Origin of the sequence: Burkholderia sp. 567 (genome assembly GCF_040545115.1) — a bacterium.
Lineage (GTDB): Bacteria > Pseudomonadota > Gammaproteobacteria > Burkholderiales > Burkholderiaceae > Burkholderia > Burkholderia ambifaria.
This window is the reverse complement of record NZ_JBEPLG010000006.1, coordinates 316,022-336,697: the sequence shown is the minus strand read 5'-3', so window position 1 is coordinate 336,697 and position 20,676 is coordinate 316,022. Positions and strand designations below refer to the sequence as shown.

Genomic DNA, 20,676 nt, shown 5'->3' with positions numbered 1-20,676 from the left:
GGTCAGCCGATGAATACGTTTTGCAACGACGAAATCAATCCGCAACCGCACGCGCAGCGATGCATATGCATTGCGACAGGTTTGCCGTCCTGATCGGGGAATGATTCGTCGCCGTCGTCGATCACGGTTACGCCGTGTAGATCGCAGAGCGCCGCGTCACCTTTGCGCGCCAGCGGACGGCCCATGAATTCCATGGTCGACGAGCCGCCTGTGACTTGGCCGCCATGTTCGAGGGAGTCGTCTTTTCTGATAGGAGATTTCATTTTTCCCTCTGTAATATCTGTGTTTTCGATTCGGAGAGGCGTTGAGATATCACGACGCGCCTAGCCGAAAACGATATTTTTGAAAATTAATACCATTCAAACGCACTACAACCAACACATTAATTTACCGAAAGATTGAAATACAATTAATCTTCACCACTTCCGGTCAACGAGAATAACTTATTGCACGACTGCTCGCCGGCAATCACTTTTATATTTCTCTCTATATCCCATACCCCAGGCGAAGCATCTTCGCTGCAATCAATCTGTCCTGCAGGAGCAACGTAGCGACCGTCCGGAGAAATCACTGCAGAGCCAGCCTCACCCGAGCCGCCAAAGGCATATCTTTGCAATTTTGACAGGCCTTGCCCATCAAGATATGCACCATTAATGGTCACAAGATTCTTGACACTATCAAGCCTTGCGACTGTAGCCAGATACTTCATAGGTCGAACAGTAACAAAATCTACCGCAACATATAATTTCGCACCAAGATTTATATCAGCAAGCACCCCTACATTGCGAGGAATCGTGGAGACATGCACCATAACGCTTGGGACACAGCGATCTAAGTCATATTTTTTAACGTATCCACGCTCAGAGATAATCACCGCAGACCCATCAAAACTCTCAACGGCCGTAGATGGCTGCTGATCCAAAACACATATTTTCCCATCATTACTCAAAATTTCGATGCGATTTCCACTAGCCCGGAATTTTGACTTTCCAGTGTCTGCCAGAGCAGGCACCATCAATATCAAAAATAAGATGGCAAATATTATTCTCATTCGCACGAGCCCCTCTCAGCCCCTCACACACAAAAATAATTTATGCATTAAATTTCTATGATTATATTAAATCTATTTCTTTGAATGATCAACGATATATATCCCGTGAATTAAATCCTGAATTCTATCGACTTCCCTACTCACTAGATCATCTCTCTCAAATTCCAAAGAAAAACAGGGCAAATCAGCCACCTTCGGGCAAGTCATAAAGTACGCTGGAATCTTTCGACGAGATCCGTCACCGAAAATCGAATCCACATATGCCATGGTTCCAATCCAATTTGAACCAGTGTATTTTCTTTCCCAGACAACATTGCGAGCATACCGCCCCCCAGAATCTTCATTTGCAATTTCACCCCTGGCTGTCAGCGGCGCCTCACCCTTTGATTCCATCAAATCTTTTCCCGGCAGGAAACATCCAAAATAAAGTGAGGCCTTCAAATATCGGTCAACCGGCTTCAATTCAAGGAGAAATTCAGCACGGAAAACGTTATTTTCAAAACTAATGCTCGAAGACTTGACCTTCTCAAGAATTGAATTGTCAAGTGAGTACCCGCACAACTCACCAAGCAAATGCGTGGCTTTTGACAAATCTGGATCATTGCGAGAAAGCTGCTGCGCGCATACAACACCAAGAAAAGTACTTACAATCACTATACTAAAGAGAAGTATTTTCATTAAATTTCACGCCTAAAAAAATTTTCAGGCCACCACAAGTCATCGCCACCCGATCCTTTGAAACTCGCACCATCGGAAAGAACCATTAATGCATTGACAAACGATGTCGAACGATCCACAAGTCCGTTCATATTTGGAGGATTTTGCCCTGTTGCCCCCGGATAATTTACCGATGCAGCGCAATTCACGAATGATTGATTGTAATACCAAACCTTAACCCCCGACTTCGTATCAATGGTCCTTCTTTCATTGATCCCACATATATCAGCATATCTATTTGAATTATCCACCTGAGGTCTATTTGGATTTTTCTTTGATGGCTGAGATTTACCAGGCCAAACCCAGTAAGCACATGCGCTGTGACTGGCATGATAAGAGTCCCTACCGATCTGGTTTCTCCATTGAATTTCTTGTTGCCCGGGCGGAATAACTGGATCGCGCGCATTAAATTTGAAATATTTGTAATAATTATTGTTCCCACCACCCATATCCCCATTCGGATTTGTTAGCTGGAGAAATCCTCGCCCAAACCATCCACCATGCAAATCCACCGCATCATCGCTCCGCCCTCCTTCTGTCAAACACTTAAACCACATTGTCTCCTGCGTCGCATTTCCAAAAAAACAAGCCTGCCTAACGAAACTGTCAATCTTAAATTTAAGCAACGCCCAATTTAAATTCACCCGATACGTCCTGAGAAAATTATTTGCCACCCTAATATTTGGCTCCTCCCAGACACCGAGGCTAGGCGACTTATGCGATCCTGGTTTCCGAATAACCCACCGCGGAATTAATTGAAGCATCTCCTTTTCGCTCAGCCAGCCACACTTCCTGAAATGCCGAATGAATGAAAGCGGATGGAAGAACCAGAGCTTCTTCCCACCCCCAAGCGACGTCTGGTCCAAAAACTGGAGCTTGCTCAGAAATCCAAGGAATTTCCCGTATCCATCTGGATCCGTGTCGGCCCGCCTTCCGAAGAAACCATCGGACGCACTCAGGCCGCTGTAGCGCAAGCCATTATTGGCCGGATCCCACTCGCTCACCGCATGACATATGAATCCCTTGAGCGCCGCCCGCGCCTCATCGCTACCCCGCATGTAGGCCGCCAGTTCGTCGTCCGGGCCGAATTCCGGTGAGCGCTCGCTGAGATACAGCTTCGTGGTGTCCCCGATCATTTCCCGAAACTTATCGATATCCCACAGCCCCGCCGCATCGAGCGGTGCATTCAAGTTGTCAACTTTTCGCCAACCCATGAAAGAAGGAAAATCCGCATCCGACAGCTTCCGGACGGCGCGCTGATTGACATCGACGTAGCCCTGCGTGCCGGCCGTGTCGAAAGGCACCGCGACGTAGGTCGCGCGCGAAGCCTCAGGCAAGGTCGGACTATCCGTGGAAAGAATCCGGCCAAAGCGCAACAACTCATAACCATCACTCGGGCAAGCCTTGTAAAGATCGGTCGCCCGCTGATACAGGTTGTATTCGTAGTCTTCGCAGGGATCGCGAACCGGCTCGGGCGTCAACAGCGTTCGCTTGCCGTTGCCATTCGGATCAATCCATGCGCGAACATAGCGCTGCCCTTTGTGAAACCACGCCTCGACGTAAAGCGAGCTTGTTGCGCCAAGGGTACCGGCAGACTGGGGCGGGAAGTAAGGACTGTCCGCCTGTCCTGGCGGCGTCGCCGCAAACGTCGTTCCACCGGGAATCACAAAATACGTGTGCCCCCAATAGTCTGTTGACGTCGGCTGAACCGGATGTCGCTCGCCGAGTTGGATCGCGTGTCCCTGCTGCTCGAACCACGCGCTGAAATCCTCCTCAGTCATGAAAATTTCGAGATGCAGGTGGGAGTGCCCATGGTTACGCCCCATATAGCCGAGGATGTCCTTGCGATAGACCTTCTTGCCCTGCCCGGCCTGTACACCACCTGTATCAATCTCCAACCATTTTGCGAGTTCCATTGGCGAGCTATCGGCCGGCGCCTTGCCCATCCGTGGCCGATCTTGCGCGAGCGTCGCAATGTCCAGCAAATGCATGTATAGCGAATAGAACGTGATCGTCCGACCGTCACCGGTATCGGTCGAGTGTTTAAGCAGGACAAAGCCGTTGTTGCAATTCGCTACTTGTTTTTCCCTGCGCATCGAGATGTCCGTCCGATATCGCTTTCTGACTTACCCGATAGGCAACGACTTCCCCGTCCGCAATCGCGCGCACGGGTTCGTATAGATCGTTCGGCACCAGATGGACACCACAGTGCCAGCGCCGGTCGAACCCGATCGGATAGAGGCCATGATGGGAAAGCTCGAACTTGTCCACCGCGTCCATCATTGGATCGGTCACGGTCGCGTCGCTGGAGGTCAAACCTGCCGTCGGCAGGAACGGAGGGCTGATGATCATGATTTATCGCGATGCAACGTATTGGGCGGAAGTCTTCAGCGTGCTTTTGGGGAGGGCTGGCAGCTGGAAATTCGCGTTGCCCGGCCCCTGAAACACAAACGTCCCCGCCTTGATCTTGAATGCCCCCGGCCCGATGAATTCGAACGTGCCGTTTTCGATCTTCAGCGCCGCGCCACCGCTGGCCAGCACGATCTTCTTGCGCGCCACCACCAGCACATCCTCGTCCGCGCTCGCCAGCCGCAGTTGCTTGGACGCCGCCAGATCCATCTCGTCGGTATGAGCCGCAATTTCGACCTTCCCCTTCGCCGCGAAGATTTTCACTCCAAGCTTGTGCGCACACAGCGAGATCAATTCACCGGCAGCCACCGTGAAGCGCTTGAGCGCGCTCACGTCCGCGTGCTTCCCCGCGGTCACGATTACATTCTCGCCGGCGGCATGCTGAATCGACTTCGGCGTCGCCAGCGCGATGCCGGCCGGTGCACTCGCAAGCAGCCCCGCGCCCTTGAGCTGATCGAGCACGTCCATCAGGCTCGCCTGCGTCGCCTTGTCAGCCGGCTGCGCCTTCGCTTGCACGGTCGCATCGACGAGCGCTGTGACCCGTTGCAAAGCGGTCCGCAGTTCCGTGATCGCCGCCTGCATCTCAAGATGCGGCGCGTTCGGCATGCATGGGTCGGCCGACCAGAACAGTCCCTTCGGCGCCCGCAACGTCCCCCACGCCTGCGTGGTCAATTCGAAGCCATCGCCGCGCTTCTTCTTGTCGCTGTTGACCAGATAGCCCATGTTGAGGGCGGTCTTCCCGAAGACCGTCGCCAACCGGATGCCCTCGTGCTCCTTCAGGTCTTCGAAGCGCAGCTTGTTGCCAAGCAGCGGTGAACGAAACACGGCACGGCTGTACCAGCCTTCCTTGCCGTGCACGAGATCCGGGCGCGCATAGTCATGAACGGCTCCCGCGATCAGCAACCGATCGCAATTTCCTTGGGTCGCGATGACGCGCACCTCGGTTTCAGGCAGCAAGGGTATGTGCAGCCCACCCTGATGCGACGCGGACGGCCGCAGCAGACGAAGCGGCATGCTGTTCGTGCCGCGCTTGCCGCTGTGCCGCGTGAACAGGAGCCTCACCCGGTAGCGGCCATACTCGTCCATCCACGCATACGGCTCGTCGTCGCCGGATTCGACGATGCCGATCAGCGCTCCAGTGACCCAGCGCCAATGCTGCTGGGGATCGTACTCGGGCCGGTACGTCAGATGAGCGGGGATCGCCTCGAACGTGTTGGTGACCGACTGACCGCGCCCGCCCGTCGTGACAACCTTCGTGATCACCATTCCGTGCGGCGCTTCGGCTATCGTGTCGTTCGTCACGCGCACGACCATGCCGGGCGTCATGCCAATGACATTGCTCTTGCCCGAGATCCGCGTCTGGCGTGCGATCAACTCGTCGTGCCGCGCATTGGCCAGCGCCTGCCCCTCTTCGGCCGTATGAAAATGTTCGACGCTGCGGTTAATGCTGCCGAACACTGAACGGTCATCGCGCGCCACGATCGATTCGACTTGCAACGGATCGTCCGGCTGGCGGTAGTTGTGGTCCCACTCGCGCACGGTCTGCGGCACCAGTGCGCGAGTGACGTGCAGTTCCAGAATCGCCTCGTGCCAGTTGGTGAGCCCCGAATGCGGCAGCAGCGGCACCTCGAGCGCTCGCATGTAGCCGCGCGGCGTGTTGCCGAACACGAGCGTGTCGCGCTGCGGTGCGTCCTTTTTCTTCGCCTGCCTGAAGTAGTAGTAAACGCCCGCGCGCCGGGCATGCCTGTCAATGAAGCGGGCCGCGCTCTCTTCGTACATCACGGTTTGCTCGAATTTACCGTCGAGACCTTCCAGCTCGAACTCGACGTCGTACGATTCGAACATGTCGCGATCGACGATCACGTCGGTCAGCAACTCACGAATCGAGCGGTCCATGAACACAGCCGAGTCGTGTACTTCATCGAGCAGCGCCAGGCGTGGTTTCAGATGTAACCGGTAAGTCGCTTCATCACGCGTGGTCTTCACCCGAGTCCACTGCGTCACGACTCCGTGTACGGTACGCGCCTCGTGCACGACAGGCTCGATCAACCGCGGCATCGACGGCACCGACGCGTGCTCCTCGACCGTGAACACCGCCGGCCGGCCGACCACCGCAGCGCCGTCGATGTGCTTGTCCGTCGACGTCACGACGACGTCGGCCAGGAACGGGGCGTTCATTTCCTCGCTAAGGGAAAGCGAAAGGACTGAAACCGGCGACTGCAGCGTCGCGATCTCGAGATGGAAGGGCTGGGTGACGATCGCGCTCGGGTGTTCGAGCACATCCTGGATGGTTCGCATGGCCGCCGTTGTGTGAAGAGATTGCACACCGGCACGATCACCCGCGCTGATTCTGGGGACACGATGCCGTCAGACCGCACGAGTAGAACAAATCACCCGCCCGATATCCATCAGACGAATATGAAAATTGGGGATAAATTCAATGGAGCACTGCGAGACGCGGGACGTCAGGGGACCGAAGACGGTTGATCCCATCCGGTGATCATCGACTTGGAAGGATCAGGAATTCGTACCTTGGGCAGATGCGCGATGGTCTGTTCGCGGCGCCGACAACGGCCGCTGAGTGAAACGAAGCGAGAGGCATGTGTTACCACGCCGAGTACTGCGAACGAAAAAGCGGCACGGACATCAACCGTCCGTGCCATTCATCCCGCCACTCAAAACGTATGCATCATCCCCACATACGCCCCCGTCTGCGACTCACCGGTCATCGGACTCGTCCCCGACGTCGCATCACGCGGCGACGCAATCAACGAGAAGTTCGAATTCCCGCCATTCCGCACATAAGCAACCGTCCCATACAGGAACGTCCGCTTCGACAAGTTGTACGTGGTGCCGAGCACATACATGATCGCGTGGCCTGACGGATCGTGCGACGCATCGCCGCCCCCATCGCCCACCTTCACGTAATACCCGCCGCCCGTCACGGCCCACTGCGGAGTGGCCGTATAAGTCGCCCCGAGCCAGTAATGATCGGCGCGATCGGCGACACCCGCCGGGCTGTCAGGCGCCTGGTAATGCGTATACGCACCCTGGATCTTGAACTTCGACACCTTCACGTTCGCGCCGACGAAATACTCGCGCGACGCGGTGAAGATGTTGCTGAACTTGCCGTTGTTGTCGCGCAGCTCGTCGTAGATGCCGCGCACGTCGAGCACCGGCGAGTGGTACGAGATCATGATCCCGTCCGAGCGGCCGAAATCGTCGGCCGCGCCGTAGTTGAAGCCGCGCGACTGGTTGCCGAACGCATACTGCGCCTGCACGTCGAAGCCGCCGATCACCGGGCTGTGATATTCGATGTTGTTGCTGCTCTGCTGCCAGTTGCGGCCGCGCACGAGCGACGCGGACGAAAACGCCTGCTGCACGAACGGATCGAATTCCCACACGCCGTCGCTGTCGATGAACAGGTTGCGGCCGGCCTGCAGCTGGCCCCACGTGTCGCTCTTCAGCCCGACATACGCGCGGCGCGACCACAGGCGTCCACCGCCCGTCGTGCCGTTCATCACCTGGAACGCGGTTTCCAGGTTGAAGACGGTCGACATCCCGCCGCCGAGATCCTCGAAGCCCTTCAGGCCGAACATGCTGGTGCCCCAGTCGCCGCCTTCCGCGCTCCAGCGCGTCGAGCTGCCGTTCGGCGTCGCGATGTGGTTCAGGTATTCGACGCCGCCGTCGATACGGCCGTACAGCGTCACGCTGGTTTGTGCGAATGCGGCCGCCGGTGCGGCGGCCGCGATCAGCCATCCTAGATGTTTGAGTCGCAAAGTCATGCCCCCTCGCAGTCTGGACCGTCCGACACGCGCCCCATGCGCGCGCCGGCGATCCGTTCACCCGCGATCGATCGAAAAACGTCCGGGGCCCGCCGCGCACAGCGCAAGCAAGCCGCCGGAGATCGCGATGTTCTTGTAGAAATGAATCATGTTGTTCATCTGCTCGCCGCCCGTCATCGTCCAGTAGTGATGGCCGATGAGCGCGGTGCCGATGGAATACAGCGCAAGCAGCAGCGCAAGCGGCCGCGTCTGGAAGCCGATGAGGAGCGCGATGCCGACGAACAGCTCCATCACGACGGCGATCGCCGCCGAGATGATCGGCGCGGGCGCGCCCTCGCTTCCCATGAACGCGATCGTACCGGAGAAGTCGACGATCTTCTTCCAGCCGAACATCACGAACAGGATCACGAGCAGGATTCGGGACAGCAGCAGCAGCACATCGCGCTGGGACGCGAGAAACGGTTGATTCGGTGTCATGGTGTGATCAACGAAAACGATGCGCGAACCGCGCGCACCGGATTGCCAACGAACCAGGACAGGCGGCCGCCAGTGCCGCCCGCCCCGCTCTGCAACAACCGGCATCGGGGCCCGCCCGATGTGCTGTGCTCCTCCTCTTTCCGTGTTGCGCTGCCTGCTACGACTTCCTGCCGCTTCGTGCCCGGCCTCAACGCGCCTTCGCGACGTCCTGCTCGGTCACCTTCGCGGCCGGATTGCCGAACTGCCCGGTCAGGTAGTTCGCCAGCGCGGCGATCTGCGCATCCGACAGCTCGTGGCGGAACGCCGGCATCCCGACGTCCTCGCTGCCGGCCTTGCGCTGCACGCCGTTCAGGATCACCTGCACGAGGTTCGTCGGATTCGACGCACCCACCGTCGAGTTGTGGAACAGCGACGGGTAATAGCCGTCCGGCGTGCCCTTGCCCTGCATCTGGTGACAGCTCGCGCAGTTGCCGAGATACAGCCGCGCCGGATCGATGCCCGACGACGCGAGCGGCACGCCACGCAACTTCAGGCCGTCTTCCGCCGGCTTGCCCCACGACGAACGCGACTGCTTCGCGTCGCCGCTGGCCACTGCCGGCACCGTGCGGATGTAGGTTGCGATCGCACCGATGTCGGCGTCGGTCATCTTCGAGAAGCTGTGCTCGACCGCCTCGGCCATCGGACCGGCCGCCTGCGCGACGCCCGGCACGCTGCCGGTACGCAGATACTGGACGAGCTGCTGCTGCGTCCAGCCGCCGATCCCCGCGTGCGGGTCCGACGTGATGTTGTAGCCGTCCCAGCCCGCCAGCACCGAGCCCGACAGGAAGCTGCCGCCGGTCTCGTCGAGCGACTTCTCCTGCATCGCGATGCCGCGCGGCGTGTGGCACGTGCTGCAGTGCGCGAGGCCCTGCACCAGGTACGCACCGCGGTTCCACTCGGCACTCTGCGACGGCTTCGGCTGGTACGCGCCGTCTTTCAGGAACAGCCAGTTCCAGATCTTCAGCGGCCAGCGCATGCTCAGCAGCGGCGGAATCTCGTTCTTCGGCGGCGCCTGCTTGACCGGCTCGACGCCGTGCATGAAGTACGCGTACAACGCCTGCACGTCGTCGTCGTTGATCTTCGCGTACGACACGTACGGCATCGCCGGGTACAGGTTCGCGCCGTTCTTCGACACGCCGTGACGCACCGCGCGCTCGAAGTCGTCGAACGTCCAGGTGCCGATGCCGGTGTCGGGGTCCGGCGTGATGTTGCTCGTATAGATCTTGCCGAGCATCGGCACCGGCATCGGGAGGCCGCCCGCGAACGGCTTGCCGCCCTTCGCGGTGTGACAGGCCATGCAGTCGCCCGCGACCGCGAGATATTCGCCGCGCTTGATCTGCGCGGGATCGGCCGAATCGGCCGCGCGCACGAGCCCCGGCAACGCGAGGCTGCCGGCGAGGAGGAAGGTGAGAGTAGATTTCCGCACGGTCAGACTTCCTTCTTCAGCGTGTCCGACATCCGCAGCGCCAGCGCCGCGATCGTCAGCGTCACGTTCACCGTACCGACGGTCGGCATCGTCGAGCTGCTCGAGATGAACAGGTTCGGATGGTCGAACGTGCGGCAGTCCTTGTCGACGACCGAGTCGCGTGCATCCGCGCCCATGATCGTCGAGCCCGTGATGTGGTTGTTCGGCGCAAACTCGTCGTTGAACACGACATCCGTGCCGCCCAGCACCTTCGCGGCGGTCGCGTAGACCTCGCGCGTATGCACGGCGCCGCGCTTCACGTAGTCGTCGATCGCATACGTGATTTCCGGGCGCGGAATGCCGATCGCGTCGGTGGCAGTCTTGCTCGGCACGATGCGGTTCTCGGGCTGCGGCAGGATTTCGTGGAAGCAGTCGAACTGCACGTAGCGCGCGGAACGATCGCGGATCTGCGCGTCGAGCTCGTCGGACTTCATCAGCTTGCCGGCCTTGAAGATCTTCTGCGTCTCCTGGTTAATGCGCGACATGTTCGACAGGTGGATCTTCTTCGCGGCTTCGGTCGCGCGGAACGGGCCGTCGCGGAAACCGATCAGCGACGTCATCTCCTGCGGGCCGCGGCCCGGCCACAGCTTGTCGCTCGCGTAGAACGACACGCCCGTGCCCGGGTGGTCCATCAGGTTGCGCCCGACCATGTCGGAGCTGTTCGCGACACCGTTCGGGAAATCGCGGTTCGCCGACATCAGGAGGATCTTCGGCGTCTCGATGCCGTTCGCGGCCACCACGAAGTACTTGCCTTCGACGCGATGGTCGGCACCCGTCTTGTCCTTGTAGATCGCGGCGACGATGCGCTTGTCCGGGCCAGTCTCGAGCTTGTAGACGACCGCGCTGTCGATCAGTTTCGCGCCCGCCTGCTCGGCCTTCTCGACGTGCACGATGCCGTTGTACATCGCGCCGATCGGGCAGATCGGCATGCAATTGTTGTTCCCGCAACAAGTCGGCCGGCCGTCGTACGGGCGGCTGTTGCGCGCGACCGGCTCGGTCACGACGTGGAACTTCGGGTCATAGCCGTTGAGCGCGCTCTTGATCGTCTGTTCGTTGAACGACAACGGCAGCGGCGGCATCGGGTACGCCTGCTTGCGCGGCGAGTACAGGTCTTCCTCGGGGCCGGGGCCCCACACGCCGAGCTCTTCCTCGGCGCGCTGATAGTAATGCTCGAGATCGTCGTACTGGATCGGCCAGTCGCGGCCGACGCCGTACACCGTCTTCATCTTGAAGTCGTTCGGGATGAAGCGCCACGCCGACGCGGCCCAGTGCCACGTCGTGCCGCCCACCGCACGGATGTACTGCGAGTTGAACTTGTGCTCGCCCTTCAGGACCAGGTAGTCGTTCGGCGGGCCGTATTCCGGATGCGGCGCCCACGGGCTCGACGGGTACGGCGCCATGAAGTCCGTCTTGTCGGGCTGGTTGCGGAAGCGCTCGACGATCTCGCCGCGCGGCATGCGCGGGCCTGCTTCGAGCAGGATCACCGACTTGCCCGCCATCGCGAGCTGGTGCGCGACGATCGCGCCCGCGACACCGGACCCGACGACCACGACGTCGGCCTTTTGCGTATCGGTATCCGCCATCAGGCTTGCCTCTCGATCGGTTTTTCGGCCCAGAAGCCGGGTTTGTTGGGGCAATACGAAGGAATCACGAGCGTATCGGACACGACGCTGAACATTAATGCTTCTTCGTAAGTAATCACGACGTTGTCGACGATGCCGAGATACCACGCGCCGAGAATCGACAGCGCGGCGTTTTCCTGATCGGCATCCAGTGAACCGGACGCGAGCGCGCCGGCGAGTTGCGACAGACCGTCGGCCGTCTTGAACGAACCCTTCTGCAGCGCGTGCAGGAAGCGTTCGCCGAGCACGCGGCTCAGCCCTTTCTTGCCTGTCAGTGCTTCGGAGAGCGTCATGAACGTATCGAGCGGCGCGGTGCCGGGATTATCGGCCAGGGCCCGCAACGCCAACGAGCCGGTGAGGCCGGCCGCCGTCAGCGCCAGTGCGCCCTGCAGCCATTGACGCCGCGTGATGCCGGATACGGATGCGTCGCTTGCGCGACGCGAGTGGGGGGTGTTGTCGTTGTGCATGTTTCCTTCTCTCGAACACCGGATTCGGGAAAACCACGCTTGATATTTCTCAAACTTTCGCGCGGCCCTGAAATGTACGCGCACAATTCGAATCGGACAATGCTTTTATAGTCGATTAAATGTTCCGCAAGCCGAGACAATCGACATTTCGCGGCATCTTTGTGTCGTCGGCGCGACAATTCTGCATCGTGGCGAAGTGTGTCGCAAGCCGACGACACGCGCCGCCCCGTCCCGCCATCCGCTCGCATGCGCGTCGGTTAGAATCCCGTGCAATCAAACAGAAAGCTTCCCTCCGAGGGCATCGAGCGATGAAGCAGCACAATAAACACAACAACACGCATCAATCCAATCACACCACACGGCTGCTCTGGCGCATCGGCGCGATCGCGGCGCTCGGCGCCGCCGCGGCACTGTCGCTGCATGCGCTCGCGGCGCGCACGGTGAGCGTGTCGCCGCAAGGCACGGTCACCGAAGTCCGGCAAAGCGTCGTCAAGTTCGACGAGCCGATGGTCGCGTTCGGTTCGGCGTCCGCGCCGAACCCCGCGCGCATGACCTGCAACGATTCCACCGCCGCGCGCGGCCAGGGTCATTGGCTCGACGACAAAACGTGGGTCTACGATTTCGAGAACGACCTGCCGCCGGGTGTGCGCTGCTCAGTCGCGCTCAACGACACGCTGCGCTCGGTCGCCGGCAATGCGGTGAGCGGCCCGCGCCGCTTCACGTTTCAAACCGGCGGCCCGTTCCCGGTGACGGTGCGCCCCGGCTCACGCGAGATCGAGGAGCGCCAGGTCTTCGTGCTGAAGCTGAACGGCCCGGCCGAGCCGCGTTCCGCGCTCGCGAACATCTGGTGCGAGGCGGCCGGCATCGGCAACCGCATCCCCGTCACGGCCGCCGACGACGCTACCCGCAACGCGCTGCTCGACCACTTCGGGCTGAAGAAGGACGCTGCACGCGTGCTGACGCTGTCGTGCGCGCAGGCGCTGCCCGCGAGCGCGAAGATGCAGCTCGTCTACGGCAAGGGCGTCGCAAGCCCGAGCGGCATCGCGAACGACACGGAGCGCCGCTTCGACTTCACGGTGCGCGCCCCGTTCACCGCGAGCTTCTCGTGCGAACGCGAGAACGCGAAGGCGCCGTGCACGCCGCTGCGTCCGCTGACGCTGTCGTTCAACGCGCCGATCTCGCGCAAGAACGCCGAGGCGATCAAGCTGCGCGGTCCTGACGGTTCGCTTTCACCGACCTTCGGAGCCGACGACCACAGCGACGAAGTGACGACCGTCACGTTCAACCCGCCGCTGCCCGCGCAGGCGAACCTGACGATCGAGCTGCCGTCCGGCCTGCGCGACGTGACCGACCGCTCGCTCGCGAATGCCGACCTGTTCCCGCTCGCGACGCGCACCGCGCCGATGCCGCCGCTCGCGAAATTCTCGTCGGGCACCTTCGGGATCGTCGAGCGTTTCGCCGAACCCGATACGCCGGCGCTCGTGCCGGTCACGCTGCGCAACGTGGAGGCCGACCTGCATATCGCGGGCCTCAACACGCGCGGCGCACAATTCGCCAACCTGAAGGTGGACGACGACACCACGATCCGCCAATGGATGCGCACCGTCGAGCGCTTCGACAACTGGGCGATGACGGCTGGCACGATCGACGCGCGCATGCCGGGCCTGCTCCGGCGCACGGGCCAGCACCCCGTCTACGTGCCGCTCGAGGCCGGTGAAAAGATGCCCGCGCCGCAGAATCGCCGCATCGACGTGCGCTCGCTGTCGCTGCTCACCGGCGAGCCGGGGGCCCAGGCGATGACGCTGCCGAAGGCCGATCCGAAGGCGCTGCGTCCGTTCGAGGTCGTCGGCGTGCCGATCGACAAGCCCGGTTTCTACGTGCTCGAACTCGCGTCGCCCGCGCTCGGCCGCTCGTTGCTCGCGAAGCCGTCGAGCATGTACGTGCGGACCACCGTGCTCGTCACGAACCTCGGCGTGCATCTGAAACAGGGCCGCGAGAACAACCTCGTGTGGGTCACGACGCTCGACAAGGGCAAGCCCGTGCTGAACGCGCAAATCCGCGTGTCGGACTGCAACGGCGACGAGATCGCGACCGGCAAGACCGACGCGCAAGGCCTGCTGAAGATCGACGGTCAATTCGAGCCGAAGCACGAATGCAGCCAGTCGGAACGCTTCGACGACTACTTTGTGTCGGCGCGCGTCGACGATCCGAAGACGGGCCCCGACATGGCGTTCGTCAGCTCGAACTGGAACCGCGGGATCGAATCGTGGCGCTTCAACGTGCCGACCGACACCGGCAGCGAACCGACCGTGCGTGCGCATACCGTGTTCGACCGCACGCTGCTGCGTGCCGGCGAAACCGTGTCGATGAAGCACTTCCTGCGCACCGAGACGCTGCAGACCCTCGCGTTCCCGGCGCAATACCCGACGCGCGTGAAGATCCGCCATCTCGGCTCCGACCAGACCTACAAGCTGCCGCTCACGTGGTCGGCCGACCACAGCGCGGACACGCAATTCCCGCTGCCGCCCGCGGCCAAGCTCGGCGAATACAGCGTCACGCTCGAAGGCGGCCCGGACGATGCGCCGACCACCAGCTACTACAGCGGCAGCTTCCGCGTCGAGGCGTTCCGCCTGCCGGTGCTCAAAGGGTCGATCGGCGCGCGCGACGCGCAGAAGAGCCCGCTCGTCGCGGTGAAGGAAGCGCCGCTCGCGGTGCAGATCGACTACGTGTCGGGCGGCGGCGCGTCGAACCTGCCCGTGCAGGTGTCGGCGCTGATGAAGTGGGCGTCGCCGCCGTTCGCGGATCGCTTCGAGGACTTCAGCTTCACGCCCTATCGTCCGGAACGCAGCGACGGCAACGCCGACGACGATTCGCAGGACGGCGACAACGCGTCGGCCGCGAACAACGATCCCGACGCGACCAAGCTGATCGCGGACAAGCTGCCGCTGACGCTCGACCGAAACGGTGCGGGCTCGGTCACGCTCAAGGGCCTGCCCGACGTCGACGCGCCGAAGCGCATCGCGCTCGAGGCCACGTTCGCGGACCCGAACGGCGAAGTGCAGACGATCCGCGGCGACACGATCCTGTGGCCGGCCGCGGTGGTGGCCGGCATCAAGGCCGGCCGCTGGGTATCCGTCGGCCAGCGCGTGCCGGTGCAGGCGCTCGCGGTGGATCTGCAAGGCAAGCCGCGTGCGTCGGTGTCGATCGAGATCAAGGGGGTCGCGCACGTCACGACGTCGTCGCGCAAGCGAATGGTCGGCGGCTTCTACGCGTACGACAACAAGAGCGACACGCGTGACCTCGGCGTGCTGTGCTCGGGCAAGACCGACGACAAGGGCCGCATGGCCTGCGACGCGACGCTCGAACAGGCCGGCAACGTCCAGCTGATCGCGGTCGCGAAGGATGGCGACGGCCGCACGTCGAACGCGTCGACGTCCGTGTGGGTCACGCGCGAGGACGAACTGTGGTTCGGCGGCGACAACACCGACCGGATCGACGTGATTCCGGAGAAGACGTCCTACGAGCCGGGCGAAACGGCCCGCTTCCAGGTGCGCATGCCGTTCCGCTACGCGACGGCGCTGGTCGCGGTCGAACGCGGCGGCGTGATGGAAACGCACATCGTCGAACTGACCGGCAAGAATCCGACCGTCGACCTGAAGGTCGGCGAATCGTGGGGGCCGAACGTCTACGTGTCGGTGCTCGCGCTGCGCGGCCGGATTCGCGAGGTGCCGTGGTACTCGTTCTTCACGTGGGGCTGGAAGGCGCCGGTCGAATGGGCGCGCGCGTTCTGGCGCGAAGGCCGTCACCATGAAGCGCCGACCGCGTTCGTCGACCTGTCGAAGCCCGCGTTCCGCTACGGCCTCGGCGAGATCAAGGTCGGCACCGGCGTGCATCGTCTCGGCGTGACCGTGACGACCGACGCGACGCGCTACACGGTGCGCGGCAAGGCGCAGGCGCACGTGAAGGTCACGCTGCCGAACGGCCAGCCCGCGCCTGCCGGCACGCAGATCGCGGTCGCGGCCGTCGACGAGGCGCTGCTCGAACTGATGCCGAACAACAGCTGGGACCTGCTCGACGCGATGCTGCAGCGACGCGCGTACGGCGTCGAGACGGCCACCGCGCAGATGGAAATCGTCGGCCGCCGCCACTTCGGCCGCAAGGCCGTGCCGGCCGGCGGTGGCGGCGGCAGCGCGCCGACGCGCGAGCTGTTCGACACGCTGCTGCTGTGGAATCCGCGCGTGACGCTCGATGCGAACGGCAGCGCAAACGTCGAGGTGCCGCTGAACGACGCGCTCACGCGCTTCCGGATCGTCGCCGTCGCGGCGGTCGGCCCCGACCGCTTCGGCACCGGCAGCACGTCGATCCGCAGCACGCAGGATCTGCAACTGATCTCCGGCCTGCCGCCGCTCGTGCGCGAAGGCGATGCGTTCCGCGCGCAGGTCACGCTGCGCAACACCACTGACCGCGCGATGCAGGTGGTCGTGACGCCGCGCGTGACGGGGCTCGACGTCGCGCCGCAAACCGTGTCGCTCGCGGCCAACGCGGCGACCGAGGTCGCGTGGACGATCACCGTGCCCGAGCAGGCGCTCGACGCGGCCGGCGCGCTGAACTGGCGGATCGAAGCGGCCGAGCAAGGCGGCAAGCGCGCGTCCGATGCGCTGGCGGTTGCGCAGAAGGTCGTGCCCGCCCTGCCGGTGACCGTGCAGCAGGCCACGCTCACGCAGGTCGACGGCACGCTGACGGTGCCCGTGGCGGCCCCGGCCGGCGCCGTCAACAACGCGCAGGGCGCGCCGCGCGGCGGCATCGCCGTGTCGCTGCAGTCGAAGCTCGCGGACGGCCTGCCCGGCGTGCGGCGCTGGTTCGAGCGCTATCCGTACCGCTGTCTCGAACAGCAGACGTCGCGCGCGATCGGTCTGCACGACGCCGCGCAATGGCAGGCGCTAGTTGCGCGGATGCCCGTCTACCTCGACAGCGACGGGCTCGCGAGCTATTTCCCGCCGTCGTCCGACGATGCGCACTACGGCAGCCCGACGCTGTCGTCGTACCTGCTCGTGGTCGCCGACGAAGCCGGCCGCCTCGACCCGCGCTTCGCGCTGCCGGAAGACCTGCGCACGCAGCTCGAAGCCGGGCTCGCGCGCTTCATCGACGGCCGCATCGAGCGCAACGCATGGGCGCCGCGCCAGGATCGCGACCTGCGCAAGCTGGCCGCGATCGAGGCGCTGTCGCGTTACGGTGCCGCGCAAGGCCGCATGCTCGGCTCGATCGAGATCGCGCCGAACCAGTGGCCGACCTCGGCGGTGATCGACTATCACGCGATCCTCACGCGCGTGAAGGACATCCCGCAGCGCGACGAGAAACGCGCGCAGGTCGAGCAGATCCTGCGCGCACGCCTCACGTACCAGGGCACGCAGCTCGTGTTCTCGACCGCGCGCGACGACGACCTGTGGTGGCTGATGACGAGCAACGAGACCAACGCCGCGCGCCTCGCGCTGGAATTCGCGGGCGACCCGGCGTGGAAGGACGAGATGCCGCGCGTGACGGCCGGCCTGCTCGCGCTGCAACGCCAGGGCGCATGGCAGACGACGACGTCGAACGCACTCGGCCAGCTCGCGGTCGAGCGCTTCTCGCGCACCTACGAGAGCGTGCCGGTCGCCGGCACGACGAAGGTCGCGCTCGGCGGCAACGAGCGCGCGATCGCGTGGTCGCAGGCAGGCGCGGCCGCGCCCGCCGATACGCCCGCATCGGCCACGCCCGCGACGCGCGCCGCCGCCGCACGCAGCGTGCTGATGCCGTGGCCGCGTGCGTCGCAGGCGCCGGCCACGCTGTCCGTCACGCAGGATGGCACGGGCCGCCCGTGGGCAACGGTCGAGAGTCTCGCGGCCGTGCCGCTGCGCGCGCCGTTCGCGGCAGGCTACCGGATCACGAAGACCGTCACGCCCGTGTCGCCCGCCGTCAAGGGCGTGCTGACGCGCGGCGACGTCGTGCGCGTGCATCTCGACATCGACGCGCAGAGCGACATGACGTGGGTCGTCGTCAACGATCCGATCCCGTCCGGCGCGACGATTCTCGGCTCGGGCCTCGGCCGCGATTCCGAAGCCGCGACGCAGGGCGAGAAATCCCCGGACGGCGCATGGCCGGCGTTCATCGAACGCGACTTCGACGGCTACCGCGCGTATTACGACTATCTGCCGAAGGGCAAACTCTCGGTCGAGTACACGGTGCGGCTGAACAACGTCGGCACCTTCGGGCTGCCGCCGACGCGCGTCGAGGCGCTGTATGCGCCGTCCGTGTATGGCCTGTGGCCGAACCCGCCGATGACCGTGAAGCCGGCCGACGCGGGCAAGTCGTGAGTACGCGATGATCGATCTGGTTTTGCCGCGGCCGGCGCGCGTCGTCGGCCGCGTATTCGTCGCCGTCGTGCTGGCCGCGCCGCTCGTCGCACACGCGCTGCCCGGCTACGACGACGTGCGGCGCGGCTGGCGCAGTTCCGACTGGGTGCTGCTCGCGCACGACGGCACGCCGTTGCAGCGCACGCGCGTCGATCTCACCGAACGGCGCGGCGACTGGGTGTCGCTCGCCGACGTGTCGCCTGCGTTCCGCGAGGCGATCGTCGTGTCCGAGGACAAGCGTTTCTACGAACACAGCGGCGTCGACTGGCGCGGCATCGCCGGCGCGGCGTGGGGCAACCTGTGGAACGAGCGCACGCGCGGCGCGTCGACCGTGACGATGCAGCTCGCCGGGCTGCTCAGCGATTCGCCGCGCCGCTCGGGCCAGCGCTCGCTGCCGCAGAAGGCCACCCAGGCGATGAACGCGCTGCTGCTCGAGCGCGGCTGGCGCAAGGACCAGATCCTCGAGGCCTATCTGAATCTCGTGCCGTTTCGCGGCGAGACGGTCGGGCTCGCCGCGCTGTCGCAGGTGCTGTTCGCCAAGGCGCCGTCCGGTCTCGACGCACGCGAAGCCGCGATCGCCGCGGCGCTGGTGCGCGCGCCGAACGCGTCGCCCGCGAAGGTTGCCGAGCGGGCCTGCCGGATCCTGCGCGACATGCATGTAGAACAGGCCTGCGTGTCGCTCGACGGCTACGTGCAGCTCGTGATCGCGCGCCCGACCAACGCCGGGCGGGACGATGGCGCCGCCCTCGCCCCGCACTTCGCGCGCCGCATCGCGGCCGAGGTCCGACCCGCGGCCGGCGCGCAGGTGCGCACGACGCTCGACGCGCCGCTGCAGCGCTTCGCGCGCGACACGCTGACGCGCGCACTGACCGAGCTCAACGCGCCCGCGCATCGGCGCAACGTGCAGGACGGCGCCGTCGTCGTGATCGACAACGCGACCGGCGAGATTCGCGCGTGGGTCGGTTCGTCGGGGGCGTTGTCGAGCGCACGCGACGTCGACGCCGTGCTCGCGCCGCGCCAGGCCGGCTCGACGCTCAAGCCGTTCCTCTACGCGCAGGCGATCGACGAGAAGCGGCTGACGGCCGCGTCGCTGCTCGACGACGCGCCGATCAACCTCGCGGCCGGCGGCGGCCTCTACATTCCGCAGAACTACGACAAGGATTTCAAGGGCTGGGTGAGCGTGCGCACCGCGCTGGGCGGCTCGCTGAACGTGCCGGCCGTGCGCACGCTCGTGCTCGTCACGCCGCACCGCTTCGCGCGCACGCTGACCGCGCTCGGCCTGCCGCTCGCGCAGGAAGGCGATTACTACGGCTTCAGCCTCGCGCTCGGCAGCGCCGACGTCACGCTGCTGTCGCTGACCAATGCGTATCGCGCGCTCGCGAACGGCGGCGTCTCGCGCCAGGTCGTCGACCTGCCGGCGCCGGCGCCTGCTTCCGGCGCATCGACACCGGGCCATGCGGACAACGGCACGCGCGTATTCAGCGAAGCGGCCAGCTTCGTCGTCACCGACATCCTCTCCGACAACAACGCACGGGTGCGCACGTTCGGCTTCGACAACCCGCTCGCGACGCGCTTCTTCTCCGCGGTCAAGACCGGCACGAGCAAGGACATGCGCGACAACTGGACCGTCGGCTTCACGTCGCGCTATACGGTCGGCGTGTGGGTTGGCAATGCGGACGGCTCGCCGATGTGGGACGTGTCGGGGGTGACGGGCGCGTCGCCGGTGTGGTCGGCCGTCGTCGGCTACCTGCACCGCGACCTGCCGAGCCGTGCGCCGAAAGCGCCGGCCGGCGTCGAAACGCGCCGCATCACGTTCGAGCGCGACGTCGAGCCGTCGCGCAACGAGTGGTTCGTCGCGGGCACGGCGCTCGACACGATCCGGCTCGCGGCGCCCGTCACGCCGGGCAAGGACGGCGCGCGCGCACCGCTGGCGATCGGCGCGCCGACCGACGGCACGATCTTCGCGATCGATCCGGACATTCCGCCGAAGAACCAGCGGATCTGGTTCGAGCGGTCGTCCGGGCATGCCGCGCGCTTCGCATGGCGGCTCGACGACAAGGTGATCGGGCACGCCGATCGCATCGCGTGGATGCCGTGGCCGGGCCGGCACCGGCTGGAACTCGTCGACGCGCGCGGCAACGTCGCGGATGCGATCGGCTTCGAGGTGCGCGGCGCGTTCGCGAAGCCGGCCGCGCGCAAGCCCTGAGCGGGTGCGCCGGCCGCGTTCGCGTCCGGCGGGCGGCCGGGCGGCCGGG

13 protein-coding genes are annotated in these 20,676 nt (G+C 63.7%); 2 read left to right on the top strand and 11 right to left on the bottom strand.

Annotation, left to right across the window (positions count from 1 at the left end):
• Positions 1-2: 2 nt before the first annotated feature.
• From ABIC50_RS19635 to ABIC50_RS19585, 11 genes are all read right to left on the bottom strand, one after another.
• Positions 3-263: a PAAR domain-containing protein gene (locus ABIC50_RS19635; protein WP_354166303.1), complete on the bottom strand. Its 261-nt coding sequence runs from the start codon at positions 261-263 to the stop codon at positions 3-5.
• A gap of 146 nt (positions 264-409) precedes the next feature.
• Positions 410-1,051, bottom strand: coding sequence for a hypothetical protein (locus tag ABIC50_RS19630; RefSeq protein WP_354166301.1), 642 nt, complete (start codon positions 1,049-1,051; stop codon positions 410-412).
• 72 nt (positions 1,052-1,123) lie between these two features.
• Positions 1,124-1,729, bottom strand: a complete 606-nt coding sequence (locus ABIC50_RS19625; protein ID WP_354166299.1) for a hypothetical protein — start codon at positions 1,727-1,729, stop codon at positions 1,124-1,126.
• Positions 1,729-3,864, bottom strand: coding sequence for a M23 family metallopeptidase (locus ABIC50_RS19620; RefSeq protein ID WP_354166296.1), 2,136 nt, complete (start codon positions 3,862-3,864; stop codon positions 1,729-1,731). Before ABIC50_RS19620 ends, ABIC50_RS19625 begins: the two co-directional genes overlap by 1 nt.
• Entirely contained in the window at positions 3,812-4,120 is a 309-nt protein-coding gene (locus ABIC50_RS19615) for a hypothetical protein (RefSeq protein WP_354166294.1), read from the bottom strand. The genes ABIC50_RS19620 and ABIC50_RS19615 overlap by 53 nt, the downstream gene beginning before the upstream one ends.
• Positions 4,121-4,123: 3 nt before the next feature.
• Positions 4,124-6,475: a type VI secretion system Vgr family protein gene (locus tag ABIC50_RS19610; RefSeq protein WP_354166292.1), complete on the bottom strand. Its 2,352-nt coding sequence runs from the start codon at positions 6,473-6,475 to the stop codon at positions 4,124-4,126.
• 377 nt (positions 6,476-6,852) lie between these two features.
• A complete protein-coding gene (locus ABIC50_RS19605; RefSeq protein WP_175663704.1) occupies positions 6,853-7,962 on the bottom strand; it encodes a porin in 1,110 nt (369 codons plus the stop codon).
• Positions 7,963-8,019: 57 nt separating this feature from the next.
• Positions 8,020-8,439 (bottom strand): DoxX family protein, encoded by a 420-nt coding sequence (locus ABIC50_RS19600; RefSeq protein WP_354166289.1) that lies wholly within the window; start codon positions 8,437-8,439, stop codon positions 8,020-8,022.
• A 187-nt stretch (positions 8,440-8,626) separates the two neighbouring features.
• Complete coding sequence (locus ABIC50_RS19595) at positions 8,627-9,904, bottom strand: cytochrome c (protein WP_175713157.1); 1,278 nt, start codon at positions 9,902-9,904, stop codon at positions 8,627-8,629.
• Between the two features lie 2 nt (positions 9,905-9,906).
• Positions 9,907-11,526: a GMC family oxidoreductase gene (locus ABIC50_RS19590; protein WP_011658979.1), complete on the bottom strand. Its 1,620-nt coding sequence runs from the start codon at positions 11,524-11,526 to the stop codon at positions 9,907-9,909.
• Complete coding sequence (locus ABIC50_RS19585; RefSeq protein WP_012366206.1) at positions 11,526-12,032, bottom strand: sugar dehydrogenase complex small subunit; 507 nt, start codon at positions 12,030-12,032, stop codon at positions 11,526-11,528. The genes ABIC50_RS19590 and ABIC50_RS19585 overlap by 1 nt, the downstream gene beginning before the upstream one ends.
• 308 nt (positions 12,033-12,340) lie before the next feature.
• Here ABIC50_RS19585 and ABIC50_RS19580 point away from each other — a divergent pair, with 308 nt between their 5' ends.
• Together ABIC50_RS19580 and pbpC are read left to right on the top strand one after the other, a co-directional pair.
• On the top strand, positions 12,341-18,382 hold the full coding sequence (locus ABIC50_RS19580) for an alpha-2-macroglobulin family protein (RefSeq protein WP_354166287.1): 6,042 nt from the start codon (positions 12,341-12,343) through the stop codon (positions 18,380-18,382).
• Positions 18,383-18,389: 7 nt separating this feature from the next.
• Complete coding sequence (gene pbpC / locus ABIC50_RS19575) at positions 18,390-20,627, top strand: penicillin-binding protein 1C (RefSeq protein WP_354166285.1); 2,238 nt, start codon at positions 18,390-18,392, stop codon at positions 20,625-20,627.
• Positions 20,628-20,676 lie beyond the last annotated feature (49 nt).